A 22,840-nucleotide genomic window follows, 5' to 3' on the forward strand; every position below is an offset into this window, starting at 1 on the left:
ACAAGCGCGAGAAAGTGTCGTTCAAAAAGCTCATACCGCTGTGGATCTACCTGCTGTTTCTGCTGGTGCCGATCTACTGGCTGGTCAACATGTCGTTCAAGACCAACACCGAAATCCTCGGCGGCCTGACCCTGTTCCCACAGGACTTCACGCTGGCGAACTACAAGGTGATCTTCACCGACGAAAGCTGGTACAGCGGCTACATCAACTCGCTGTACTACGTCTGCCTGAATATGGTGATATCGCTGAGCGTCGCGTTGCCTGCGGCCTACGCGTTTTCACGCTATCGTTTCCTCGGCGACAAACACCTGTTCTTCTGGCTCCTGACCAACCGGATGGCGCCACCAGCGGTTTTCCTGCTGCCGTTCTTCCAGCTTTATTCGTCCATCGGCCTGTTCGACACGCACATTGCGGTAGCGTTGGCGCACTGCCTGTTCAACGTGCCGCTGGCGGTGTGGATTCTGGAAGGCTTCATGTCCGGGGTTCCCAAGGAGATTGACGAAACCGCCTACATCGACGGCTATAGCTTTCCCAAGTTCTTCGGCAAGATTTTCATCCCGCTGATCGGCTCGGGCATCGGTGTCACGGCGTTCTTCTGCTTCATGTTCTCCTGGGTCGAATTGTTGCTGGCGCGCACGCTCACCTCGGTCAATGCCAAGCCGATCGCGGCGGTCATGACCCGTACCGTTTCGGCGTCGGGGATCGATTGGGGGGTGCTGGCAGCGGCGGGGGTGTTGACCATTCTGCCGGGCATGCTGGTGATCTGGTTCGTTCGTAATCACGTGGTCAAGGGCTTTGCTCTTGGTCGTGTCTGAGGAGTCGAAAAATGGAGTGGATGTCCTGGACCCTGCCAACTGCTATTTTCTTTGCGTCCATCGCCGCGATTCTGGTGGCGATGACGGCCTGGGAACTGCGTTCGGCGAGTATTGAGCGTCGCGGTTTTCTGCCGATTGCCACCACGCGCGGCGATCGTCTGTTCATCGGCCTGCTCGGAAGCGCTTACCTGCATCTGCTGGTCATCGGCGCGACGAGCTGGGATATCTGGGTGGCCTCCGGGTTGTCCCTGGTCTGGCTGTTGGTGGTGATGCGTTGGGGTTGAAAGGTTTTGACGGTGCAAGCGCAGACGCGCTTGTGCCGCGAACGAATGACGAAGGTTGAAACGCGGGATCACATAAGAATCAACACAAGAGGTGTCTATGTTCAATAAGAAAAACAAGCTGCGACATAGTGTGACGGTAGCGACGATGGTAATGCTCAGTGGCTTGAGCGTGTCGGCTTGGGCCGATCAGTACGAGGATGCGGCGAAGAAATGGGCCGACAGCGAGTTCAAGCCGAGCACGCTCTCCGATGCCGATAAGCTCAAGGAACTGGAGTGGTTCATCAAGGCCGCCGAGCCGTTCCGCGGCATGGACATCAAGGTGGTGTCCGAAACCTTGACCACCCATGAATACGAATCCAAAACCCTGGCCAAGGCGTTCACCGAAATCACCGGCATCAAGGTCACCCACGACCTGCTGCAGGAAGGCGACGTGATCGAGAAACTGCAGACCGCCATGCAGTCCAACCAGAGTATCTATGACGGCTGGGTGAACGACTCCGACCTGATCGGTACGCACTTCCGCTACGGCAAGGCGATGTCTCTGACAGACCTGATGGCCAGCCCGGAAGGGGCGAAAGTCACTTCTCCGACGCTTGACCTCAAGGACTTCATCGGTACGTCCTTTACCACCGCGCCGGACGGCAAGCTTTACCAACTGCCTGACCAGCAATTTGCCAACCTGTACTGGTTCCGTGCTGACTGGTTTGACCGTCCTGACCTGAAAGAGAAATTCAAGGCCAAATACGGCTACGAGCTGGGCGTTCCGGTGAATTGGTCGGCCTATGAAGACATCGCCAAGTTCTTCAGCGAAGACGTCAAGGAACTCGACGGCAAGAAAGTCTACGGTCACATGGACTACGGCAAGAAAGACCCGTCCCTGGGCTGGCGCTTCACCGATGCCTGGTTCTCCATGGCCGGCAGCGGCGACAAAGGCTTGCCGAACGGTCTTCCGGTCGACGAGTGGGGTATCCGCGTAGAGGACTGCCACCCGGTCGGTTCGAGCATTACCCGCGGCGGCGACACCAATGGCCCGGCCGCTGTGTACGCCACTCAGAAGTACATCGACTGGCTCAAGGCCTACGCGCCGCCTGAAGCGGCAGGCATGACGTTCTCCGAATCCGGCCCGGTGCCGTCCCAGGGTAACGTTGCTCAGCAGATCTTCTGGTACACCGCTTTCACCGCCGACATGACCAAGCCGGGTCTGCCGGTCATGAATGCCGACGGCACGCCGAAATGGCGCATGGCTCCATCGCCAAAAGGCCCTTACTGGAAAGAGGGCATGAAGCTGGGTTACCAAGACGTGGGCTCCTGGACCTTCCTCAAGTCCACCGAGGAGAAGAAACGCCTGGCCGCCTGGCTTTACGCGCAGTTCGTGACGTCGAAATCCGTCTCGCTGAAGAAAACCATCGTGGGCCTGACGCCGATTCGTGAATCGGACATCAACTCCAAAGAGATGACCGCCCTGGCGCCGAAACTCGGTGGTCTGGTCGAGTTCTATCGCAGCCCGGCCCGCGTGCAATGGTCGCCAACCGGCACCAACGTTCCGGACTATCCGAAGCTGGCACAGCTGTGGTGGAGTCATGTGGCTGAAGCCGTTACCGGCGAGAAAACCGCGCAGGCGGCTCTCGACGGTCTGGCCAAGGATCAGGATGCAATCATGACCCGCATCGAGCGCTCCAAGGTTCAGGAACCAAGCGGTTGCGCGCCGAAGATGAACCCGGAAACCTCGGCGGAAGAGTGGTACACCAAAGCCGAGAAGAGCAACGGTGCCTTCCTCGCACCGCAGCGCAAACTGGCCAACGAGAAGCCGAAGGGCGAAACCATCGCTTACTCCGACCTCTTGAAGAGCTGGGAAGCGGCCAAGAAGTAAGCTGCACGGTTCCACGTTCAGCCCATAAAAAACGGCACCCTCGGGTGCCGTTTTTCATGTGCGCGTCTTGATGCGCCGGCTTGAATGATCAGCCGTGCAGCGTTTCTGCCGCGTACAGTGTGTTTTCCAGCAGGCAGGCGCGGGTCATAGGGCCAACGCCGCCTGGCACTGGCGTGATCCAGCCGGCGCGGGGCAGGGCGGTCTCGTACACCACATCACCCACCAGCTTGCCGTCATCCTGACGGTTGATGCCGACGTCGATAACGATCGCGCCTTCCTTGATCCACTCGCCCTTGACCAGGCCCGGCTTGCCCGCCGCCACGACCACCAGATCGGCACGGCCCACGTGTCCGGCCAGGTCCTGAGTGAAGCGATGGGTTACGGTCACGGTGCAGCCCGCCAGCAGCAGCTCCATCGCCATCGGACGACCGACGATGTTGGAAGCGCCCACCACGACCGCGTCCTTGCCGTACAGATCGACACCGGTGCTTTCCAGCAGGGTCATGATGCCCTTGGGGGTGCAGGGCCGCAGCAGTGGAATGCGCTGGGCCAGTCGCCCTACGTTGTAGGGGTGGAAGCCATCGACGTCTTTATCCGGGCGGATGCGCTCCAGGAGGCTGGAAGATTCCAGATGCTCGGGCAGCGGCAGTTGCAGCAGGATGCCGTCGATGGCCGGATCGTCGTTGAGACGATCAATCAGATCAGTCAGTTCGGTCTGGGTGGTTTCACTGGGCAGGTCATAGGCCTGGGAGATGAAGCCGACCTCTTCGCAGTCTTTGCGTTTGTGCGAGACGTAAACCTGAGAGGCGGGGTCGCTGCCGACCAGAATCACCGCGAGGCCCGGCGTGCGCAGGCCTTGCTCGCGACGCTGGGCGACTCGTTGGGCGATCTGCTGGCGCAGGTTGGCTGCGATCGCTTTGCCGTCTATTAGTTTTGCAGTCATTACGCGTGATTAACCATCGGAAGGGGAGGGAAAAAGAGCGCGCATTCTCGCATGACCTGACCCAAGGGCAAAGACGGTTGGTCCGCTTAATAAGCTAACCCCTTTAATTAACTGAATTTTTTTGAAAAAAGTGTTGACGACCTTTTGGGCCGTCTATAAGATTCGTCGCACTTGTCGGGCACAACCCCACACAGGATTAGCCGGAAGCGGCAAATCAGGTCGAAAGGTTGAATAAGTCAGGTAGAGTTAAGATCTGCTCAGCGTGATTGAAAGCTCTTAATTTGCAGTCTTACGAAGGCAAATGAAATAAGTGCCCGTAGCTCAGCTGGATAGAGCATCCGCCTTCTAAGCGGATGGTCGCAGGTTCGAGTCCTGCCGGGTGCGCCATTAGGCAGCTTTGGCACAAGTAGCATTCAAGTTGAATGCGTCGGTTACAACGCAATATGGTGGGCGTAGCTCAGTTGGTAGAGCACGGGATTGTGACTCCCGTTGTCGAGGGTTCGATCCCCTTCGTCCACCCCATATTCGAAAAGGCGCCAGATTCATAATCTGGCGCCTTTGCTTTAAGCGCTTTAAAACGCGGATGTGGTGGAATTGGTAGACACACTGGATTTAGGTTCCAGCGCCGAAAGGTGTGAGAGTTCGAGTCTCTCCGTCCGCACCAGTTACAGGTCTCGCAACACCTCGGGTGTTGAGGGATGAAAGAAGGCCGCCTTGTGCGGCTTTTTTTGTTTCAGCGTACTGCTTTTTAACGCGGTGCGAGCTTGATGGGTCCAGGACATGGGGCTCGTCCGGTGTGCTTCCAGGGACTGGATCATGTTTCGGTCGTCCTTTTGCTTCCTTTATATAGGGGCGTATCAGGTGCGTTCCAGACACCTCGCGCGGGCTGAAACATTCGTCTGCGATTCCCGGGCTGCATGCCACTTTATTTACCCTTGTTCAGTAGGGTGACTTCTTGAGTTTGACCCACTAGAATGCTTGCCCTTGATTCTGGGGTCGGAAACGGCCGGCTAACGTCTGTGCAACGAGGAATATCCATGCAAGTTTCTGTTGAAAACACTTCCGCTCTCGAGCGCCGCATGACCATTGGCGTGCCCGCTGAGCGCATCGAGACTGAAGTCAACAAGCGTCTGCAGCAGACCGCACGTAAAGCCAAGATCCCGGGCTTCCGCCCAGGCAAAGTGCCTATGAGCGTGATCCGCCAGCGTTACGAAGACGGTGCTCGTCAAGACGCACTGGGCGACCTTATCCAGGCGACCTTCTACGAAGCAGTCGTCGAGCAAAAGCTGAACCCGGCTGGCGCACCTTCCGTCGAGCCAAAAACCTTCGAAAAGGGCAAGGACCTCGAGTACATCGCTACTTTCGAAGTGTTCCCTGAATTCACCGTTGCCGGTTTCGACTCCATTTCCGTCGAGCGTCTGTCGGCTGACGTCGCTGATTCCGATCTGGACAACATGCTGGAAATCCTGCGCAAGCAGAATGTCAGCTTCGAAGTAGCCGACCGCGCTGCGCAAAACGAAGACCAGCTGAACATCGACTTCGTTGGCAAGATCGACGGTGAAGCATTCGCTGGCGGTTCGGCCACCGGTACTCAGCTGGTGCTGGGTTCGGGTCGCATGATCCCGGGTTTCGAAGACGGTCTGGTTGGCGCCAAAGCCGGCGAAGAGCGCGTTCTGAGCCTGACCTTCCCAGAGGATTATCAGAATCTGGAGCTGGCTGGCAAAACCGCCGAGTTCACCGTCACTGTCAATACTGTGTCGGCACCGACCCTGCCTGAGCTGAACGAAACGTTCTTCAAGCAGTTCGGCATCAAGGAAACCAACATCGAAGGCTTCCGCACCGAAGTTCGCAAGAACATGGAGCGCGAGCTGCGTCAGGCCATCAAGTCCAAGGTCAAGAATCAGGTAATGGACGGTCTGCTGGCCGCCAACCCGATCGAAGTGCCTAAAGCGCTGCTGGAAAACGAAGTGAACCGCCTGCGCGTCCAGGCTGTTCAGCAGTTCGGCGGCAACATCAAGCCTGACCAACTGCCGGCAGAGCTGTTCGAAGAGCAGGCCAAGCGCCGCGTTGAACTGGGTCTGATCGTGGCTGAAGTCGTCAAGCAGTTCGACCTCAAGCCTGACGACACCCGCGTTCGCGAGCTGATTCAGGAAATGGCTTCCGCTTACCAGGAGCCAGAGCAGGTTGTGGCCTGGTACTACAAGAACGAACAGCAAATGAACGAAGTTCGTTCGGTTGTGCTGGAAGAACAAGTTGTGGATACTGTTTTGCAGAAAGCGAGCGTGACCGATAAAGCGGTCTCGTACGAAGAGGCAGTCAAGCCGGTTGAAGCTCCACAAGCCGACTGATTTCCTTCTCTCGTTCGAAAACACCATAAGCCAGCCTTCGCGCTGGCTTATGCGTATTCAAGACATGACTATTTGGGAGTGAATGCGAGACATGTCCCGCAATTCTTATATTCAGCAGAACTCTGACATCCAGGCCGCTGGCGGCCTGGTCCCGATGGTTATCGAGCAGTCCGCCCGTGGCGAGCGCGCCTATGACATCTACTCCCGCCTGCTCAAGGAGCGCGTCATCTTCCTGGTCGGTCCGGTTGAAGACTACATGGCCAACCTCATCTCGGCGCAGCTGCTGTTCCTTGAAGCGGAAAACCCGGACAAGGACATCCATCTTTACATCAACTCCCCAGGCGGTTCGGTGACTGCGGGCATGGCGATCTACGACACCATGCAGTTCATCAAGCCTGACGTTTCCACGACCGTCATGGGCCAGGCCTGCAGCATGGGCGCTTTCCTGTTGGCCGGTGGCGCCAAGGGCAAGCGTTTCGCACTGCCGAACTCCCGGGTCATGATTCACCAGCCGTTGGGCGGTTTTCAGGGCCAGGCGTCGGACATCGACATCCACGCACGGGAAATCCTGTTCATCCGTCAACGTCTGAACGAACTGCTGGCGCACCACACCGGCCAGTCGCTCGAAACGATCGAACGCGACACCAACCGCGACAATTTCATGAGCGCAGAACGCGCTGCCGAATACGGTCTGGTGGACTCGGTCATCGATCGGCGTCAAATGACCAAATGACTGCGTGAAGGGCAATGATCCCGGGCGGTCGGTACTTCCATGCCGCCTGCGGACTTGAAAAATCGAGCAATTGCCTTCATCTTGTGTTGCAAGCCTACCGGATTGGATCGATCGAATGACTGACACCCGCAACGGCGAGGACAACGGCAAACTGCTTTATTGCTCCTTCTGCGGCAAAAGCCAGCATGAAGTGCGCAAGTTGATTGCCGGCCCCTCGGTATTTGTTTGTGACGAGTGCGTCGACCTGTGCAACGACATCATCCGCGAGGAGGTGCAGGAAGCACAGGCCGAAAGCAGCGCGCATAAATTGCCATCGCCTAAAGAAATCAGCGGCATCCTTGACCAGTACGTCATTGGTCAGGAGCGTGCCAAAAAGGTTCTCGCAGTAGCGGTTTACAACCACTACAAGCGACTGAACCAGCGCGACAAGAAAAACGACGACGTTGAACTGGGCAAGAGCAACATCCTGCTGATCGGCCCGACGGGCTCCGGCAAGACCCTGCTGGCGGAAACGCTGGCTCGTTTGCTCAACGTTCCTTTCACCATCGCCGACGCCACCACCCTGACCGAAGCTGGTTATGTGGGTGAGGACGTCGAGAACATCATTCAGAAGCTGTTGCAGAAGTGCGATTACGATGTCGAAAAGGCCCAGATGGGTATCGTCTACATCGACGAGATCGACAAGATTTCGCGCAAGTCCGACAACCCTTCCATCACCCGTGATGTGTCGGGCGAGGGCGTGCAGCAGGCCTTGCTGAAGCTGATTGAAGGCACCGTGGCTTCCGTTCCGCCTCAAGGTGGTCGCAAGCACCCACAACAGGAATTCCTGCAGGTGGACACGCGCAATATCCTCTTCATCTGCGGCGGTGCGTTCTCTGGCCTGGAAAAGGTCATCCAGAATCGCTCCACCAAAGGCGGCATCGGCTTCAACGCCGAAGTGCGCAGCAAGGAAGAGGGCAAGAAGGTCGGTGAATCCCTGCGTGAAGTCGAGCCTGACGATCTGGTCAAGTTCGGTCTGATCCCGGAATTCGTGGGTCGTCTGCCTGTACTGGCGACGCTGGACGAGCTGGACGAAGCTGCGCTGATGCAGATTCTGACCGAACCGAAGAACGCGCTGACCAAGCAATACGGCAAATTGTTCGAAATGGAAGGCGTGGACCTCGAGTTCCGCCCGGATGCGTTGAAATCGGTTGCCCGTCGTGCGCTTGAGCGCAAGACCGGTGCTCGCGGTCTGCGCTCCATCCTCGAGGGCGTTCTGCTCGACACCATGTACGAGATCCCGTCGCAATCCGACGTGAGCAAGGTGGTGATCGATGAGAGCGTGATCGAGGGCACCTCCAAGCCGCTGTTGATTTATGAAAACAGTGAGCCACCTGCCAAGGCGGCACCGGACGCGTAGCCTGCTGGCAACGCACCGGGCGACTGGAAACGAAAAGGGCCCTCGGGCCCTTTTCGCGTTTCCCTCAAGTCCGGCCCGCGTTTCAGAGTCCTTTCGCTTTAACTCAAAGCGGCGCTTGTTTTTTTAAGGTTCAACCCCCATCTTGATTTTCAGCTTATTTATATCTGTCCATGGCCTGAAGGCCGCCGTAGAGGCGAAATCATGAAGACGACCATTGAACTGCCTCTTTTGCCACTGCGCGATGTTGTGGTTTACCCGCATATGGTTATCCCGCTGTTTGTGGGGCGCGAGAAGTCGATCGAGGCCCTTGAAGCGGCAATGACCGGCGACAAGCAAATCCTGCTGCTGGCGCAACGCAACCCGGCCGACGACGATCCCGGTGAAGACGCGCTGTACAACGTTGGCACCGTCGCCACCGTGCTGCAGCTGCTGAAGCTGCCGGATGGCACTGTGAAGGTTCTGGTTGAAGGCGAGCAGCGTGGCTCGGTCGAGCGCTTCATCGAGGTCGACGGCCATTGCCGCGCCGAAGTCGCGCTGATCGATGAAGTGGACGCGCCGGATCGTGAATCCGAGGTCTTCGTCCGCAGCCTGCTGGCTCAGTTCGAACAGTACGTCCAACTGGGCAAAAAAGTCCCGGCGGAAGTGCTTTCCTCCCTCAACAGCATCGATGAGCCGGGTCGTCTGGTCGACACCATGGCTGCCCACATGGCGCTGAAGATCGAACAGAAGCAGGAAATCCTCGAGATCATTGACCTGTCGGCCCGTGTCGAACACTTGCTGGCGTTGCTGGATGCCGAAATTGACTTGCTGCAGGTCGAGAAGCGCATCCGCGGTCGCGTGAAAAAACAGATGGAGCGCAGTCAGCGCGAGTACTACCTGAATGAGCAGATGAAGGCCATTCAGAAGGAGCTCGGCGACAGCGAAGAAGGCCACAACGAAATCGAAGAGCTGAAAAAGCGCATCGATGCCGCCGGTCTGCCCAAAGACGCGATGACCAAGGCCACCGCAGAGCTGAACAAGCTCAAGCAGATGTCGCCGATGTCTGCTGAGGCCACTGTCGTTCGTTCCTATATCGACTGGCTCGTCCAGGTGCCGTGGAAGGCTCAGAGCAAGGTCCGTCTGGACCTCGCCCGCGCCGAGGATATTCTCGACGCCGACCACTACGGCCTGGACGAAGTCAAAGAGCGGATCCTCGAATACCTCGCCGTTCAAAAGCGCGTGAAGAAGATTCGCGGCCCGGTGTTGTGCCTGGTCGGGCCTCCTGGCGTGGGTAAAACCTCGCTAGCCGAGTCGATCGCCCACGCCACCAACCGCAAGTTCGTCCGTATGGCGCTGGGCGGCGTGCGCGATGAAGCTGAAATTCGCGGCCACCGTCGCACCTACATCGGTTCCATGCCTGGTCGTCTGATCCAGAAAATGACCAAGGTTGGTGTGCGCAACCCGCTGTTCCTGCTCGATGAAATCGACAAGATGGGCAGTGACATGCGCGGTGACCCGGCGTCGGCATTGCTGGAAGTGCTCGACCCCGAGCAAAACCACAACTTCAACGACCATTACCTGGAAGTCGACTACGACCTGTCCGACGTAATGTTCCTGTGCACCGCCAACTCGATGAACATTCCACCGGCGCTTCTTGACCGTATGGAAGTGATTCGTCTGCCCGGCTACACCGAAGACGAGAAGATCAACATCGCCACCAAGTACCTCTCGCCCAAGCAGATCGCTGCCAACGGCTTGAAGAAAGGCGAGGTCGAGTTCGAAGTCGAGGCGATTCGCGACATCATCCGTTACTACACCCGTGAAGCGGGCGTACGTAGCCTCGAGCGTCAGATCGCCAAGGTGTGCCGTAAAGCGGTCAAGGAACACGCCCACGAGAAGCGTTTCTCCGTGACCGTGACCGCGGACATGCTCGAGAACTTCCTGGGTGTGCGCAAATTCCGTTATGGCCTCGCCGAGCAGCAGGATCAGGTCGGTCAGGTGACCGGTCTGGCGTGGACGCAGGTGGGTGGCGAGCTGCTGACCATCGAAGCGGCGGTCGTTCCGGGCAAGGGTCAACTGATCAAGACCGGTTCGCTGGGCGATGTGATGGTCGAGTCGATCACTGCCGCGCTGACCGTTGTGCGCAGCCGTGCGAAGAGCCTGGGCATCCCTCTGGACTTCCACGAGAAGCGCGACACGCACATCCATATGCCGGAAGGTGCGACGCCAAAAGACGGCCCGAGCGCAGGCGTAGGCATGTGCACGGCGCTGGTGTCCGCCCTGACCGGGATTCCGGTTCGCGCCGACGTGGCCATGACGGGTGAAATCACCCTCCGTGGACAGGTGCTGGCAATCGGCGGTCTCAAGGAGAAATTGCTGGCTGCTCACCGTGGTGGCATCAAGACAGTGATTATCCCCGAGGAGAACGTTCGCGATCTGAAGGAGATCCCTGACAACATCAAGGCCGACCTGCAGATCAAACCGGTTAAATGGATTGACGAGGTCTTGCAAATTGCGCTGCAATACGCGCCAGAGCCCTTGCCGGACGTGGCTCCCGAGATGGTTGCCAAGGATGAAAAGCGCGAGTCTGACGCCAAGGAGAGGATCAGCACGCATTAGTCTGGGAGGCCTTCCTTGACAGGTTTTTGGAGCCCTTGCTATAAAGCGGCTCTTCAAGCCTGTTCAGGCCGCTCAGTGTTCGTTTTGTTACACCAAAAAAAACTTAGAAATACTCAAATACATAAGGGGACTTAGAGTGAACAAGTCGGAACTGATTGATGCCATCGCCGCATCCGCTGACATCCCGAAAGCTGCTGCCGGCCGTGCGCTGGACGCTGTAATCGAATCCGTCACTGGCGCTCTCAAGGGTGGCGACTCTGTTGTACTGGTAGGCTTCGGCACGTTCTCTGTCACTGATCGTCCTGCCCGTACCGGCCGTAACCCTCAGACCGGTAAAACCCTGGAAATTCCAGCGGCCAAGAAACCAGGTTTCAAAGCCGGTAAAGCTCTGAAAGAAGCCGTCAACTAAGTTTCTTTTTACTTTGCCCGCCCAGGACAGCGTTATCTCTGTTCAGGGCGTGAAGCGGCAAGTGCGGTTGGTCAAGCGCTGGACTGTCACTCGGGGAACGCACATCGAACCCCGTCCGCTTTGCAAGTTACGAGAAGGCGCATCCTCCGATGCGCCTTTCTTCTATCCGGATTCAACCCACGCTCCGCGTTACCGTGTGCAGCAGCCTGGTGAGTCGAGTACAACCCTCTGGGGGATACATGCTGCAGAATATCAGGGACAATTCACAGGGCTGGATTGCCAAAACCATCATCGGGGTCATCATCGCTCTGATGGCCCTGACCGGGTTCGATGCCATCTTCCGCGCAACCAGCCACTCGCAGGATGCTGCGAAGGTGAATGGCGAAGAAGTCACCCAGGCTGAACTGGGTCAAGCGGTTGAAATGCAACGCCGTCAGCTGATGCAACAGCTGGGCAAGGATTTCGATCCTGCAATGCTCAACGAAAAGATGTTGCGTGACTCGGCCCTCAAGGGCTTGATCGACCGCAAGCTGCTGTTGCAGGGCGCCGCTGATTCCAAGTTCGGTTTCTCCGAAGCTGCGCTGGACCAGCAGATGCTGCTGACCCCTGAATTTCAGGTCGACGGTAAATTCAGTGCTGATCGCTTCGATCAGGTCATTCGCCAGCTCGGCTATTCCCGTCTGCAGTTCCGCCATATCCTGGGCCAGGAAATGCTGATCGGCCAGATTCGTGCCGGTATCGGCGGCAGTGCATTCGTCACTGACGCCCAAGTCGACGCATTCGCCCGTCTGGAAAAACAGACCCGGGATTTCGCGACGCTGACCCTGCCGGCCGATCCGTCGAGCGTGAAAGTCACCGACGACGAGATCAAGGCGCACTACGATCAGCACGCCAAAGAGTTTCTGAGTCCTGAGCAAGTGGTCCTCGACTACATCGAACTGAAGAAGTCCTCCTTCTTCGACAAAGTGTCGGTGAAGGACGAAGACCTGCAGGCGGCGTATCAGAAAGAGGTCTCCAACCTGGCCGAGCAGCGCCGTGCGGCCCACATCCTGATCGAAGTCAACGACAAGACCACGGACGCTCAGGCGAAAGCCAAGATTGAGGAAATCCAGCAGCGTGTGGCCAAGGGCGAAGATTTCGCTGCGCTGGCCAAGGAGTTCTCCCAGGATCCGGGCTCGTCGACCAAGGGCGGTGACTTGGGCTACGCCGGCAAGGGGGTCTATGACCCGGCCTTCGAAGACGCGCTGTACGCGCTGAACAAGGATCAGGTGTCCGCACCTGTTCGCAGTCAGTTCGGCTGGCACTTGATCAAGCTGCTGGGCGTTGAAGCACCGTCGGTGCCGACGTTCGCCAGCCTGAAAGACAAGCTGACCCACGACCTGAAGTCTCAGCAGGTCGAGCAGAAGTTTGTCGATGCGAGCAAGAAACTGGAAGACGCGGCGTTCGAAGCGTCGGATCTGTCGCAGCCTGCTCAGGATCTGGGACTGAAAGTGCAGACCACTGCGCCGTTCGGTCGCGAGGGTGGCGAAGGCGTTGCAGCCAACCGTGCGGTGATTCAGGCGGCTTTCAGCCCGGAAGTGATGGAAGAGGGTTCCAACAGTTCCGCGCTGGAGCTGGATCCCGAGACCGTGGTGGTGGTGCATGTCAAAGAGCACCGTCAGCCTGAGCAGTTGCCGTTGGAAGCGGTATCGGCGCCGATTCGTGCGCAACTGGCGAAGGAGCATGCCAGCGATGCGGTGAAGACCAAGGGTGAGGCGCTGCTGGGAGGCCTGCGTGACGGTAAAGTGCCGTATGCGGCGACCAAGCAGGAAGGTCAGAGCTGGAAGGTCGTGGAAGCGGCCTCACGCAGCCAGGAGGGTGTCGATCCTCAGGTGCTGCAGGCTGTATTCCGTATGCCGAAGCCGGAAGGCAAGGACAAGCCGGTTTATGGCAGCCTGACAGCGGCGGATGGCAGCTTTGTGATTGTGCGTCTGAATGGCGTGAATCAGGCGGCGCCGGCGTCGGATGAGGAGAAGAGCCAGTACCGTCGTTTCCTGTCGTCCCGTGAGGGTCAGCAGGATTTCGCGGCCTACCGTAAGCAGTTGGAAGCAGCGGCGAAGATCGAGAAGTATTGATCGACGCAGGAAGCTGTTAACAGAAAGCCCCGATTCGCGAGAATCGGGGCTTTTTTGTGTCTTGTGAAAGGGTGTGAAAGGGGACTGATTTATTTACAACGCTTCACCGTAAATTAATCTGTCCCCGGGTCTGCGGCGCGGCTGACTGTACCAAGATCAAGAGCGTCTGCCTCACGGCAGACATTTCGCCTTCGGCGAGTTACTTGGAAAAGCACCCCAAGTAACCAAGGGTGCTTGCTCCTAGTTAGGCCCCTCGTTCCTCGGGGTTCCTTCACTCCGGTCTCGCTCCGTGGGCCCGCGCCGAACGGACATCCATGTCCTGACGGCGCTCTCGCCGCATCCATGCGGCTCGGCCCACTCCGCGAGACCTGCGTTCAGCCTGCACCCAAGTCGCGATTGGCGGTGATTGAGCTTTGTGTGTATGAAGATCAAAAGCAGAGCTAAAGCAGATCAACAGCTTCCCGGCTAAAGCCGGTCCTACAGTCGGCGCCAGTCCCACTGGATGCATGCGATTTCTTGGTAGGACCGGCTTTAGCCGGGAAGCTTTTGCTGTTGATCTTGATCTTATACGCGGTAGCCCGGACACCCCGGAACCCGACGAAGTCGGGCCAAACCGGGAGCAGCCACTTTTTGTGAAAGGGTGTGAAAGGGGACTGATTTATTTACAACGCTTCACCGTAAATTAATCTGTCCCCGGGTCTGCCCGCGGCTGACTGTACCAAGATCAAGAGCGTCTGCCTCTGGCAGAACCCTGTCAGCGCCACCCGCGGCCTGGAATTATCACGCTACTCCAGGGCCGATCTCACCAAAGAAACCCAAGGCGAAAAAAAACGGCAGATCATCCAGCCACAGGGCCGTCTGATCCACCGCTTTCGCCAGCTAGCCGGCGCTTACAGGTCGTGCACCAGGCTTCAGAGCGTCATCACTCTGAAAAGGGGCAAGCAACCCTCAACCTTCCAGATCACCCATCGCCGTGGTGTTGAAACCACCGTCGACGTACATGATCTCGCCACTGACACCGGACGCCAGGTCAGAGCACAAGAAAGCGCCAGCGTTACCCACTTCTTCAATGGTCACGTTGCGACGCAATGGAGTCTGCGCCTCGTTGGCCGCCAGCATCTTGCGGAAGTTGGAGATACCCGAAGCGGCGAGGGTACGGATCGGGCCAGCCGATACCGCGTTGACACGGGTACCGTCCGGGCCGAGGCTGCGGGCCAGGTAACGGACGCCGGCTTCAAGGCTGGCCTTGGCCATGCCCATCACGTTGTAGTTCGGCATGGTGCGCTCGGCACCCAGGTACGACAGGGTCAGCAGGCTGCCGTTGCGGCCCTTCATCAGGTCGCGGCCGGCTTTGGCCAGGGCCACGAAGCTGTAGGCGCTGATGTCGTGAGCGATACGGAAACCTTCACGTGTGGTGGCTTGGGTGAAATCACCGTCCAGTTGGTCGCCCGGCGCGAAGCCAACGGAGTGCACGATGCAGTCCAGGCCGTCCCACTTTTTGCTCAGTTCTTCGAAGACCTTGGCGATTTCTTCGTCGCTGGCGACGTCGCAAGGGAAGCACAGGTCGGCGTTCGAACCCCAGCCCTCGGCGAATTCCTCGACGCGCTTCTTGAGTTTTTCGTTCTGATAGGTGAAAGCAAGCTCTGCGCCTTCACGGTGCATGGCGGCAGCGATACCGGATGCGATGGACAATTTGCTGGCGACACCGACGATCAGGACGCGCTTACCGGCGAGAAAACCCATTGTTTTGTTCCTCTTCAGGTTAATCGACAGCTGCCGGCGCCAAGAAGGCGGCCTCCAGCAGCTGCTGTGTATAAGGATGTTGCGGTGCGGCGAAGATGTCTTCTGCCACACCCTGTTCGACCACTTGGCCTTGCTTGACCACCATCAGTTGGTGGCTTAACGCCTTGACCACCGCCAAGTCATGGCTGATGAACAAATACGTCAGGTTGTACTTGGTTTGCAGGGAGCGTAACAGCTCCACCACTTGACGCTGAACGGTGCGGTCGAGGGCCGATGTCGGCTCGTCCAGCAAAATCAGCGCCGGTTTTAACACTAATGCCCGGGCAATGGCGATCCTTTGCCGCTGTCCCCCTGAAAACTCGTGGGGGTAGCGGTGCCGGGTGGCCGGATCCAGGCCCACTTCCTTGAGCGCTTCAACCACGGCGGCTTCCTGCTCCACCGGGGTTCCCATCTTATGAATCCGCAGGCCTTCGCCGACGATATCGCACACCGACATGCGCGGGCTGAGGCTGCCGAACGGGTCCTGAAACACCACCTGCATCTGCCGCCGCAGCGGTCTGACCTGATGCTGATTCATCCCGCTAAGCGATTGCCCGTGAAAGCGTATCTCGCCTTCGCTGCGAATCAACCGCAGGATCGCCAGGCCCAGCGTCGATTTGCCCGAGCCGCTCTCGCCGACAATCCCAAGCGTCTGGCCCTTGGGCAGACTGAAATGGATGCCGTCGACCGCCTTGACGTGATCCACCGTGCGCTTGAACACGCCTTTCTTGATCGGAAACCAGACCCTCAGGTCTTCAACTTCCAGCATCGGCGCGCCCGGCGGGTTGTTCGCCGGCCCGCCCTTGGGCTCGGCGCTGAGCAGTTCACGGGTGTACGGATGCTGCGGCGCGCGAAACAGCTCTTCGCACGATGCCTGTTCGACGATGCAACCGCGCTGCATGACACATACTCGGTTGGCAATTTGCCTGACGACGTTCAAATCATGGCTGATCAGCAGCAAGGCCATGCCCAGCCGGGCCTGCAATTCCTTGAGTAGCTCGAGGATTTTCAGCTGCACCGTGACATCCAGCGCAGTGGTGGGCTCATCGGCGATCAACAATTCGGGCTCGTTGGCCAGGGCCATGGCAATCATCACCCGCTGACGCTGGCCGCCGGATAGCTCGTGGGGCAGAGCCTTCAAGCGCTTGGCCGGTTCCGGAATGCCCACCAGATCCAGCAGCTCCAGCGTGCGCCGCGTCGCGGCCTTGCCGGTCAGGCCCTTGTGCAGGCCGAGCACTTCGTTGATCTGCTTTTCGATGGACTGCAGCGGGTTCAGCGACGTCATCGGCTCCTGGAAGATCATCGCGATGCGGTTGCCGCGAATACCGCGCAGGCGCTTCTCACTGACTGTCAGCAGGTCATCACCGGCGTAGCGAATCGTCCCGGTCGGATGACGCGCGAGCGGGTAGGGCAGCAGCCGCAGGATCGAGTGTGCGGTGACTGACTTGCCCGATCCGCTTTCTCCGACCAGCGCCAGGGTTTCGCCCTTGCGGATGTCGAAGCTGATGCCCTCGACCACCCGCTGGACGTTGGTGCCGTTCACGAATTCGACGGAGAGGTCGCGGATTTCGACCAGATTGTCCTGATTCATCTCATTTCCTCGGGTCGAATGCGTCGCGGGCGGATTCGCCGATGAACACCAGCAGGCTCAACATGATCGCCAGCACGGCGAAGGCACTGATGCCCAGCCACGGCGCCTGCAGGTTGGATTTACCTTGCGCCACCAGTTCGCCCAAGGAAGGCGAGCCAGCCGGCAGGCCGAAGCCGAGGAAATCCAGCGCGGTCAGCGTGCCGATCGCGCCGGTGAGGATGAACGGCATGAAGGTCATGGTTGAGACCATCGCGTTGGGCAGGATGTGGCGGAACATGATCGCGCCGTTTTCCATGCCCAGCGCCCGGGCGGCGCGCACGTATTCCAGGTTGCGGCCACGCAGGAACTCGGCGCGCACCACGTCCACCAGGCTCATCCACGAGAACAGCAGCATGATGCCCAGCAGCCACCAGAAGTTGGGCTGCACGAAGCTGGCGAGGATGATCAACAGGTACAGCACCGGCAGCCCGGACCAGATTTCCAGAAAGCGCTGGCCGATCAGATCGACCCAGCCGCCGTAGAAACCCTGCAGCGCCCCGGCGATCACGCCGATGATGGAGCTCAGGATCGTCAGCGTCAGGGCGAACAGCACCGACACGCGGAAGCCATAGATCACCCGCGCCAATACGTCGCGGCCCTGATCGTCGGTGCCCAGCAGGTTGTCCCGCGAGGGCGGGGCAGGGGCCGGGACTTTCAGGTCGTAGTTGATGCTCTGGTAGCTGAACGGGATCGGCGCCCACAGCGTCCAGCCGTCTTTGGCCGTCAGCAGCTCTTTGATGTACGGGCTCTTGTAGTTGGCTTCCAGCGGGAATTCACCGCCGAAGGTGGTTTCCGGGTAGCGCTTGAACACCGGGAAGTACCACTCGCCGTCGTAGCGCACCGCCAGGGGTTTGTCGTTGGCGATGAGCTCGGCGCCGAGGCTGGCGCCGAACAGGATCAGAAACAGCCACAACGACCACCAGCCACGCTTGTTGGCCTTGAAGCGTTCGAAACGGCGTCGATTGAGGGGGGACAACGTCATATCAATGATCCCTGCGGTCGAAGTCGATGCGTGGGTCGACCAGCGTGTAGGTCAGGTCGCCAATCAGTTTCACCACCAGCCCCAGCAGGGTGAAGATGAACAGCGTGCCGAACACCACCGGGTAATCACGGTTGATCGCGGCTTCGAAGCTCATCAGGCCAAGGCCGTCGAGGGAGAAGATCACTTCCACCAGCAGGGAGCCGGTGAAGAAGATGCCAATGAACGCCGACGGGAAACCGGCGATCACCAGCAGCATGGCGTTGCGGAACACGTGGCCGTAGAGCACCCGGCGCTGGGTCAGGCCCTTGGCCTTGGCCGTGATCACGTACTGCTTGCCAATCTCGTCGAGAAAGCTGTTTTTCGTCAGCAGGGTCATGGTGGCGAAGTTGCCGATGACCAGCGCGGTGATCGGCAGCACCAGGTGCCAGAAGTAATCGCCCACTTTGCCCAGCCAGCTCATCTCATCGAAGTTGCTCGACGTCAGCCCGCGCAACGGGAACCAGTCGAAGTAACTGCCGCCGGCGAACACCACGATCAGCAGGATGGCAAACAGGAACGCCGGAATGGCGTAGCCGACGATGATCGCCGAGCTGGTCCACACGTCGAAATGGCTGCCATGGCGCGTGGCTTTGGCGATCCCCAGGGGGATCGACACCAGGTACATGATCAGCGTGCTCCACAGCCCGAGGGAGATCGACACCGGCATCTTCTCGACGATCAGGTCGATGACCTTGGCGTCGCGGAAGAAACTGTCGCCGAAATCCAGATGTGCGTAGTTCTTGACGATGATCCACAAGCGTTCCGGCGCCGATTTGTCGAAGCCGTACATGTGCTCGATTTCTTTGATCAGGCTCGGGTCCAGGCCCTGTGCGCCGCGATAGTTCGAGCCGGCCACCGAGACTTCAGCGCCGCCACCGGCGATGCGGCTGGTGGCGCCTTCGAAGCCTTCGAAGCCTTCGAGCTTGGCGATCATCTGCTCCACCGGGCCGCCCGGCGCGGCCTGGATGATGACGAAGTTGATCAGCAGAATGCCGAACAGGGTCGGGATGATCAGCAGCAGACGCCGCAGAATGTAGGCCAGCATGCTATTGCTCCGTGCCCTTGGATGGCTCTGTTTCAGGCTGCGCTGCGTCGGGCTGATCTGGGCCGGGCGCGGCCTGCACGGGAATCGCCGGCGTCGCGTCGGGTTTGACCCACCAGGTCACGGTGCCGATGTCGTAGAGCGGGGTTTTGCCCGGGTGGCCCAGGTGATCCCAGTACGCCACGCGCCAGGTCTTGATGTGCCAGTTCGGGATCACGTAGTAGCCCCACAGCAGCGCGCGGTCGAGGGCGCGGGTGTGGTCGATCAGGCTCTGGCGCGAGTCGGCGTTGATCAAGCCGCTCACCAGCGTGTCGATCGCCGTGTCTTTTAGGCCGATCACGTTGTAGCTGCCCGGCTTGTCGGCGGCGGAGGAATCCCAGTATTCGCGCTGCTCGTTACCCGGCGAACTGGATTGCGGGAAACTGCCGACGATCATGTCGTAGTCCCGTGAACGGCGGCGGGTGATGTACTGGGAGACATCGACCCGGCGGATTTCCAGATCAATGCCGATGTCGGCCAGGTTGCGTTTGTACGGCAGCAGCACGCGCTCGAATTCGGTCTGGGCGAGCAGAAACTCGATGGTGACCGGCTTGCCGTCGGTGTCGACCATCTTGTCGCCGACGATCTTCCAGCCGGCGTCCTTGAGCAGCTGGAACGCCTTGCGCTGTTGCTCGCGGATGATGCCGCTGCCATCGGTGACCGGCAGCTTGAATGCCTCGGTGAACACCGATTCCGGCAGCTTGCCGCGCAGGGGCTCGAGGATCTTCAGCTCGGCAGGCGTCGGCAGGCCTTTGGCGCCCATGTCGGAATTGTCGAAATAGCTTTTGGTGCGGGTGTAGCTGCCGAAGAACAGCTGCTTGTTGGTCCACTCGAAGTCGAGCAACAGGCTGAGGGCCTGACGCACGCGCACGTCCTGGAACATCGGCTTGCGCAGATTGAAGATAAAGCCCTGCATGCCCTGGGGATTGCCGTTGGGGATTTCTTCCTTGATCAGACGGCCCTCTCTGACCGCCGGAACGTCGTAGGCCGTCGCCCAGTTCTTCGCCGCCATCTCCTGCCAGAAGTCGAAAGCACCGGCTTTTAAAGCTTCGAGGGCCACCGTGTTGTCGCGGTAGTAGTCGGTGGACAGCCGATCAAAGTTGTAGAAGCCCTTGTTGATTGGCAGGTCCTTGCCCCAGTAATCCTTGACCCGCTCGTAGCGCACCGAGCGTCCGGCTTTGACTTCGACCACCTTGTACGGCCCGCTGCCCAGCGGGATTTCCAGGTTGCCCTTGCTGAAGTCGCGGGTGGCCCACCAGTGCTTGGGCAGCACTGGCAGCTGGCCGAGGATCAGCGGCAGTTCGCGGTTGTCGTTGTGCTTGAACTTGAACAGCACCGTGGTCGGGTTTTCGGCGACGGCCTGATCAACGTCCGCGTAGTAACTGCGGTACAGCGGCGAGCCGTCCTTGATCAGGGTCTCGAAGCTGAACACCACGTCTTCGGCGCGGACCGGGTGGCCGTCATTGAATTTCGCTTCGGGACGCAGGTAGAAACGCACCCAGCTGTTGTCCGGGGCTTTTTCGATCTTGCCGGCGATCAGGCCATATTCGGTGAAAGGCTCGTCCAGGCCCTGGCGGGCAAGGGTGTCGTAGATCAGGCCGATGTCGTCGGCAGGCACGCCCTTGCTGATGAACGGGTTGAGGCTGTCGAAGCCGCCAAACCCGGCGCTGCGCAGAATCCCGCCTTTGGGCGCGTCCGGGTTCACGTAATCGAAATGCTTGAAGTCCGCGGGGTATTTCGGCGCTTCGTTGTACAGGGTGATGGCGTGTTGCGGAGCCGCCTGGGTTGCACAGGTTACGCCCAGCAGCAGCGGGGCCAGCACGAACGGGCTCAGAAACAGGCCGCCGGCGCGGGTCAGGGAGCGCAGGGCAGTCATTGGGTTTTCTCCGAAGGCTTGAGCCACCACGCACGCAGGCCCAGGGTATAGGGCGGGGTGGTGACCATGGCGAACCGGTTGCGGTACGCCAGACGGTGATTATTGAGGTACCAGTTGGGGATCATGTAGTGCTGCCACAGCAACACGCGATCCAGTGCACGGGTCGCCGCCACCTGATCATCCCGGGTCTTCGCGGCCAACAGCTGGTTGAGCAGGTTGTCGACCACCGGGTTGGCGACGCCGGCGTAGTTTTTGCTGCCTTTGATGGTGGCCTGGCTGGAATGGAAATACTGCCATTGCTCCAGCCCTGGGCTGAGGGTCTGGTTCAGGGTCATCAGAATCATGTCGAAATCGAACTGGTCCAGCCGCTGTTTGTACTGAGCGCGGTCAACGGTGCGCAGGTGCGCGTCGACGCCAATCCGCGTGAGGTCTTCGATGTAGGGCTGCAGGATTCGCTCCAGGTTGGGATTGACCAGAAGTATTTCGAAACGCAACGGCTGCCCGGCGCTGTTGGTCAAACCGCGCTCGGTGAATGTCCAGCCCGCGTCGGCCAGCAGCCCCAGCGCCTTGCGAATGGAATCCCGGGGCACGCCGCCGCCGTCGGTTTTCGACACCGCGAAGGGCTGGGTGAACAGCCTGGCCGGCAACTGCTCGCGGTAGGGCGCGAGCATGAGGAACTCACGGCCGGCGGGCAGTCCGCTGGAGGTGAATTCGCTGTTGGGGTAGTAGCTGGTCGAGCGCATATAGGCGTCGTTGAACAGCGTGCGGTTGGTCCACTCGAAGTTGAACATCAGCCCCAGGGCTTCGCGCACACGGATGTCGGCGAACGCGCCGCGACGGGTGTTCATGAACAGCCCTTGGGTCTGCGTGGGGATCTGGTGCGGGATCTGCGCCTTGATCACCTTGCCCTCGGTCACCGCCGGGAAGTCATAACCGGTGAGCCAGTTCTTCGCCTGATGCTCGATGTAGATGTCGAACTCGCCCGCCTTGAACGCTTCGAACGCTACGTCGGCGTCGCGGTAGAACTCCACTTCGACGCGGTTGAAGTTGTACTTGCCGCGGTTGACCGGCAGGTCCTTGCCCCAATAGTCCTTCACCCGCTCGAACACCAGGCTGCGCCCCGGCCGCACCTGGGTGATGCGATAGGGGCCGCTGCCCAACGGGGCCTCGAAGGAGGTGGCCTTGAAGTCGCGGTTCTTCCAGTAATGCTGCGGCAGAACCGGCAGTTCGCCGAGGCGCAGAATCAGTAATGGGTTGCCGGAACGCTTGAACACGAAACGAATGCGGTGGCGGTTGAGGATGTCCACGCGCTGCACTTCCTGCAACGCCGTGCGGTACTGCGGGTGACCGTCCTTCAGTAACGTTCTATAGGAAAACGCCACGTCGTAGGCGGTAATCGGCTTGCCGTCGTGAAAGCGCGCTTCGGGGCGCAGGTTGAACACCACCCAGCTGCGGTCGTCGCTGTACTCGACGGTTTTGGCGATCAGGCCGTAACTGGAGGTGGGTTCATCGCCGGAGGGGTCGTACTGTCCCGTGCCGACCATCAGTGGTTCGTTCAGCTCGCTGACGCCGTACTGGCCGAAGTTGGCCGTCGAAATCGGGCTGCTGCCCTTGAAGGTGTACGGGTTGAGGGTGTCGAACGTGCCGTTGGCCATGATTCGCAGGGTGCCAGCCTTCGGCGCCTCAGGATTGACCCAGTCGAAATGCGTGAAGCTGGCAGGGTACTTGAGGACGCCGAATTGTGCGTAACCATGGCTTTCGCTGATGGTCGCGGCGGCTGTCGTGCTCAAGACCAGGCTGAAAGTCAGCAGCAGGTGACGTATCAAGTCGGCGGTCGATCCAGGCAGCGGTCGGTCACAGTAACAGCTTGTATCGGCTGGAAAAAGGGCAGGGCGGAGGTGTCAGGCTGACGCAACATCTGTAGGAGCGTGGCTTGT

17 protein-coding genes and 3 tRNA genes are annotated in these 22,840 nt (G+C 59.3%); 12 read left to right on the forward strand and 8 right to left on the reverse strand.

Going from position 1 to position 22,840, the window contains the following annotated elements; translation table 11 throughout:
- The first annotated feature begins 14 nt into the window (after positions 1 to 14).
- The 3 genes from SLW75_RS12720 to SLW75_RS12730 all read left to right on the forward strand — a co-directional run bounded on the left by SLW75_RS12720 (position 15) and on the right by SLW75_RS12730 (position 2,969).
- Positions 15 to 815: a carbohydrate ABC transporter permease gene (locus tag SLW75_RS12720; protein WP_074892149.1), complete on the forward strand. Its 801-nt coding sequence runs from the start codon at positions 15 to 17 to the stop codon at positions 813 to 815.
- A gap of 11 nt (positions 816 to 826) precedes the next feature.
- Positions 827 to 1,099 (forward strand): DUF2160 domain-containing protein, encoded by a 273-nt coding sequence (locus SLW75_RS12725; RefSeq protein ID WP_065986436.1) that lies wholly within the window; start codon positions 827 to 829, stop codon positions 1,097 to 1,099.
- A 97-nt stretch (positions 1,100 to 1,196) separates the two neighbouring features.
- Positions 1,197 to 2,969 carry an ABC transporter substrate-binding protein gene (locus tag SLW75_RS12730; protein WP_410934592.1) on the forward strand — a complete coding sequence of 591 codons (1,773 nt, stop codon included), beginning with the start codon at positions 1,197 to 1,199 and terminating at the stop codon, positions 2,967 to 2,969.
- 88 nt (positions 2,970 to 3,057) lie between these two features.
- Here the strand turns inward: SLW75_RS12730 and folD are convergent, their stop codons facing one another.
- Positions 3,058 to 3,912, reverse strand: a complete 855-nt coding sequence (gene folD, locus SLW75_RS12735; RefSeq protein WP_133776580.1) for a bifunctional methylenetetrahydrofolate dehydrogenase/methenyltetrahydrofolate cyclohydrolase FolD — start codon at positions 3,910 to 3,912, stop codon at positions 3,058 to 3,060.
- 310 nt (positions 3,913 to 4,222) lie between these two features.
- Here folD and SLW75_RS12740 point away from each other — a divergent pair.
- From SLW75_RS12740 to SLW75_RS12750, 3 genes are all read left to right on the forward strand, one after another.
- A tRNA-Arg gene (locus SLW75_RS12740) sits at positions 4,223 to 4,299 on the forward strand.
- Positions 4,300 to 4,358: 59 nt separating this feature from the next.
- Positions 4,359 to 4,434: transfer RNA gene (locus SLW75_RS12745), tRNA-His, on the forward strand.
- 57 nt (positions 4,435 to 4,491) lie between these two features.
- Positions 4,492 to 4,576: transfer RNA gene (locus SLW75_RS12750), tRNA-Leu, on the forward strand.
- 1 nt (position 4,577) lies between these two features.
- Here SLW75_RS12750 and SLW75_RS12755 read toward each other — a convergent pair.
- Positions 4,578 to 4,730, reverse strand: coding sequence for a hypothetical protein (locus SLW75_RS12755; RefSeq protein WP_410934593.1), 153 nt, complete (start codon positions 4,728 to 4,730; stop codon positions 4,578 to 4,580).
- 219 nt (positions 4,731 to 4,949) lie between these two features.
- On the opposite strand from SLW75_RS12755, the gene tig reads away from it, so the two are divergent.
- The 6 genes from tig (at position 4,950) to SLW75_RS12785 (ending at position 13,513) form a co-directional block, all read left to right on the forward strand.
- Positions 4,950 to 6,260 (forward strand): trigger factor, encoded by a 1,311-nt coding sequence (gene tig, locus SLW75_RS12760; protein WP_410934594.1) that lies wholly within the window; start codon positions 4,950 to 4,952, stop codon positions 6,258 to 6,260.
- A gap of 91 nt (positions 6,261 to 6,351) precedes the next feature.
- Positions 6,352 to 6,993, forward strand: a complete 642-nt coding sequence (gene clpP / locus SLW75_RS12765) for an ATP-dependent Clp endopeptidase proteolytic subunit ClpP (RefSeq protein ID WP_065986441.1) — start codon at positions 6,352 to 6,354, stop codon at positions 6,991 to 6,993.
- 115 nt (positions 6,994 to 7,108) lie between these two features.
- Positions 7,109 to 8,392, forward strand: coding sequence for an ATP-dependent Clp protease ATP-binding subunit ClpX (gene clpX, locus SLW75_RS12770; RefSeq protein WP_037013640.1), 1,284 nt, complete (start codon positions 7,109 to 7,111; stop codon positions 8,390 to 8,392).
- A gap of 201 nt (positions 8,393 to 8,593) precedes the next feature.
- Entirely contained in the window at positions 8,594 to 10,990 is a 2,397-nt protein-coding gene (lon, locus tag SLW75_RS12775) for an endopeptidase La (RefSeq protein ID WP_410934595.1), read from the forward strand.
- A gap of 136 nt (positions 10,991 to 11,126) precedes the next feature.
- Positions 11,127 to 11,399, forward strand: coding sequence for an HU family DNA-binding protein (locus SLW75_RS12780; RefSeq protein WP_065986445.1), 273 nt, complete (start codon positions 11,127 to 11,129; stop codon positions 11,397 to 11,399).
- A 239-nt stretch (positions 11,400 to 11,638) separates the two neighbouring features.
- Entirely contained in the window at positions 11,639 to 13,513 is a 1,875-nt protein-coding gene (locus tag SLW75_RS12785) for a SurA N-terminal domain-containing protein (RefSeq protein WP_410934596.1), read from the forward strand.
- A gap of 948 nt (positions 13,514 to 14,461) precedes the next feature.
- On the opposite strand, the gene fabI is transcribed toward SLW75_RS12785, so the two are convergent.
- The 6 genes from fabI to SLW75_RS12815 are packed head-to-tail and all read right to left on the reverse strand — an operon-like array spanning position 14,462 to position 22,729.
- Complete coding sequence (fabI, locus tag SLW75_RS12790) at positions 14,462 to 15,256, reverse strand: enoyl-ACP reductase FabI (protein WP_065986448.1); 795 nt, start codon at positions 15,254 to 15,256, stop codon at positions 14,462 to 14,464.
- A gap of 19 nt (positions 15,257 to 15,275) precedes the next feature.
- A complete protein-coding gene (locus tag SLW75_RS12795; RefSeq protein ID WP_065986449.1) occupies positions 15,276 to 16,886 on the reverse strand; it encodes an ABC transporter ATP-binding protein in 1,611 nt (536 codons plus the stop codon).
- A 1-nt stretch (position 16,887) separates the two neighbouring features.
- Positions 16,888 to 17,907 carry an ABC transporter permease gene (locus SLW75_RS12800; protein ID WP_410929294.1) on the reverse strand — a complete coding sequence of 340 codons (1,020 nt, stop codon included), beginning with the start codon at positions 17,905 to 17,907 and terminating at the stop codon, positions 16,888 to 16,890.
- Between the two features lies 1 nt (position 17,908).
- Positions 17,909 to 18,991: a microcin C ABC transporter permease YejB gene (locus SLW75_RS12805; RefSeq protein WP_410934597.1), complete on the reverse strand. Its 1,083-nt coding sequence runs from the start codon at positions 18,989 to 18,991 to the stop codon at positions 17,909 to 17,911.
- 1 nt (position 18,992) lies between these two features.
- Entirely contained in the window at positions 18,993 to 20,903 is a 1,911-nt protein-coding gene (locus SLW75_RS12810) for an extracellular solute-binding protein (protein WP_410934598.1), read from the reverse strand.
- Positions 20,900 to 22,729 (reverse strand): extracellular solute-binding protein, encoded by a 1,830-nt coding sequence (locus tag SLW75_RS12815; protein WP_410929297.1) that lies wholly within the window; start codon positions 22,727 to 22,729, stop codon positions 20,900 to 20,902. Before SLW75_RS12815 ends, SLW75_RS12810 begins: the two co-directional genes overlap by 4 nt.
- Between the last annotated feature and the right edge of the window lie 111 nt (positions 22,730 to 22,840).

Origin of the sequence: Pseudomonas sp. W5-01 (assembly GCF_046540435.1) — a bacterium.
Lineage (GTDB): Bacteria > Pseudomonadota > Gammaproteobacteria > Pseudomonadales > Pseudomonadaceae > Aquipseudomonas > Aquipseudomonas graminis_B.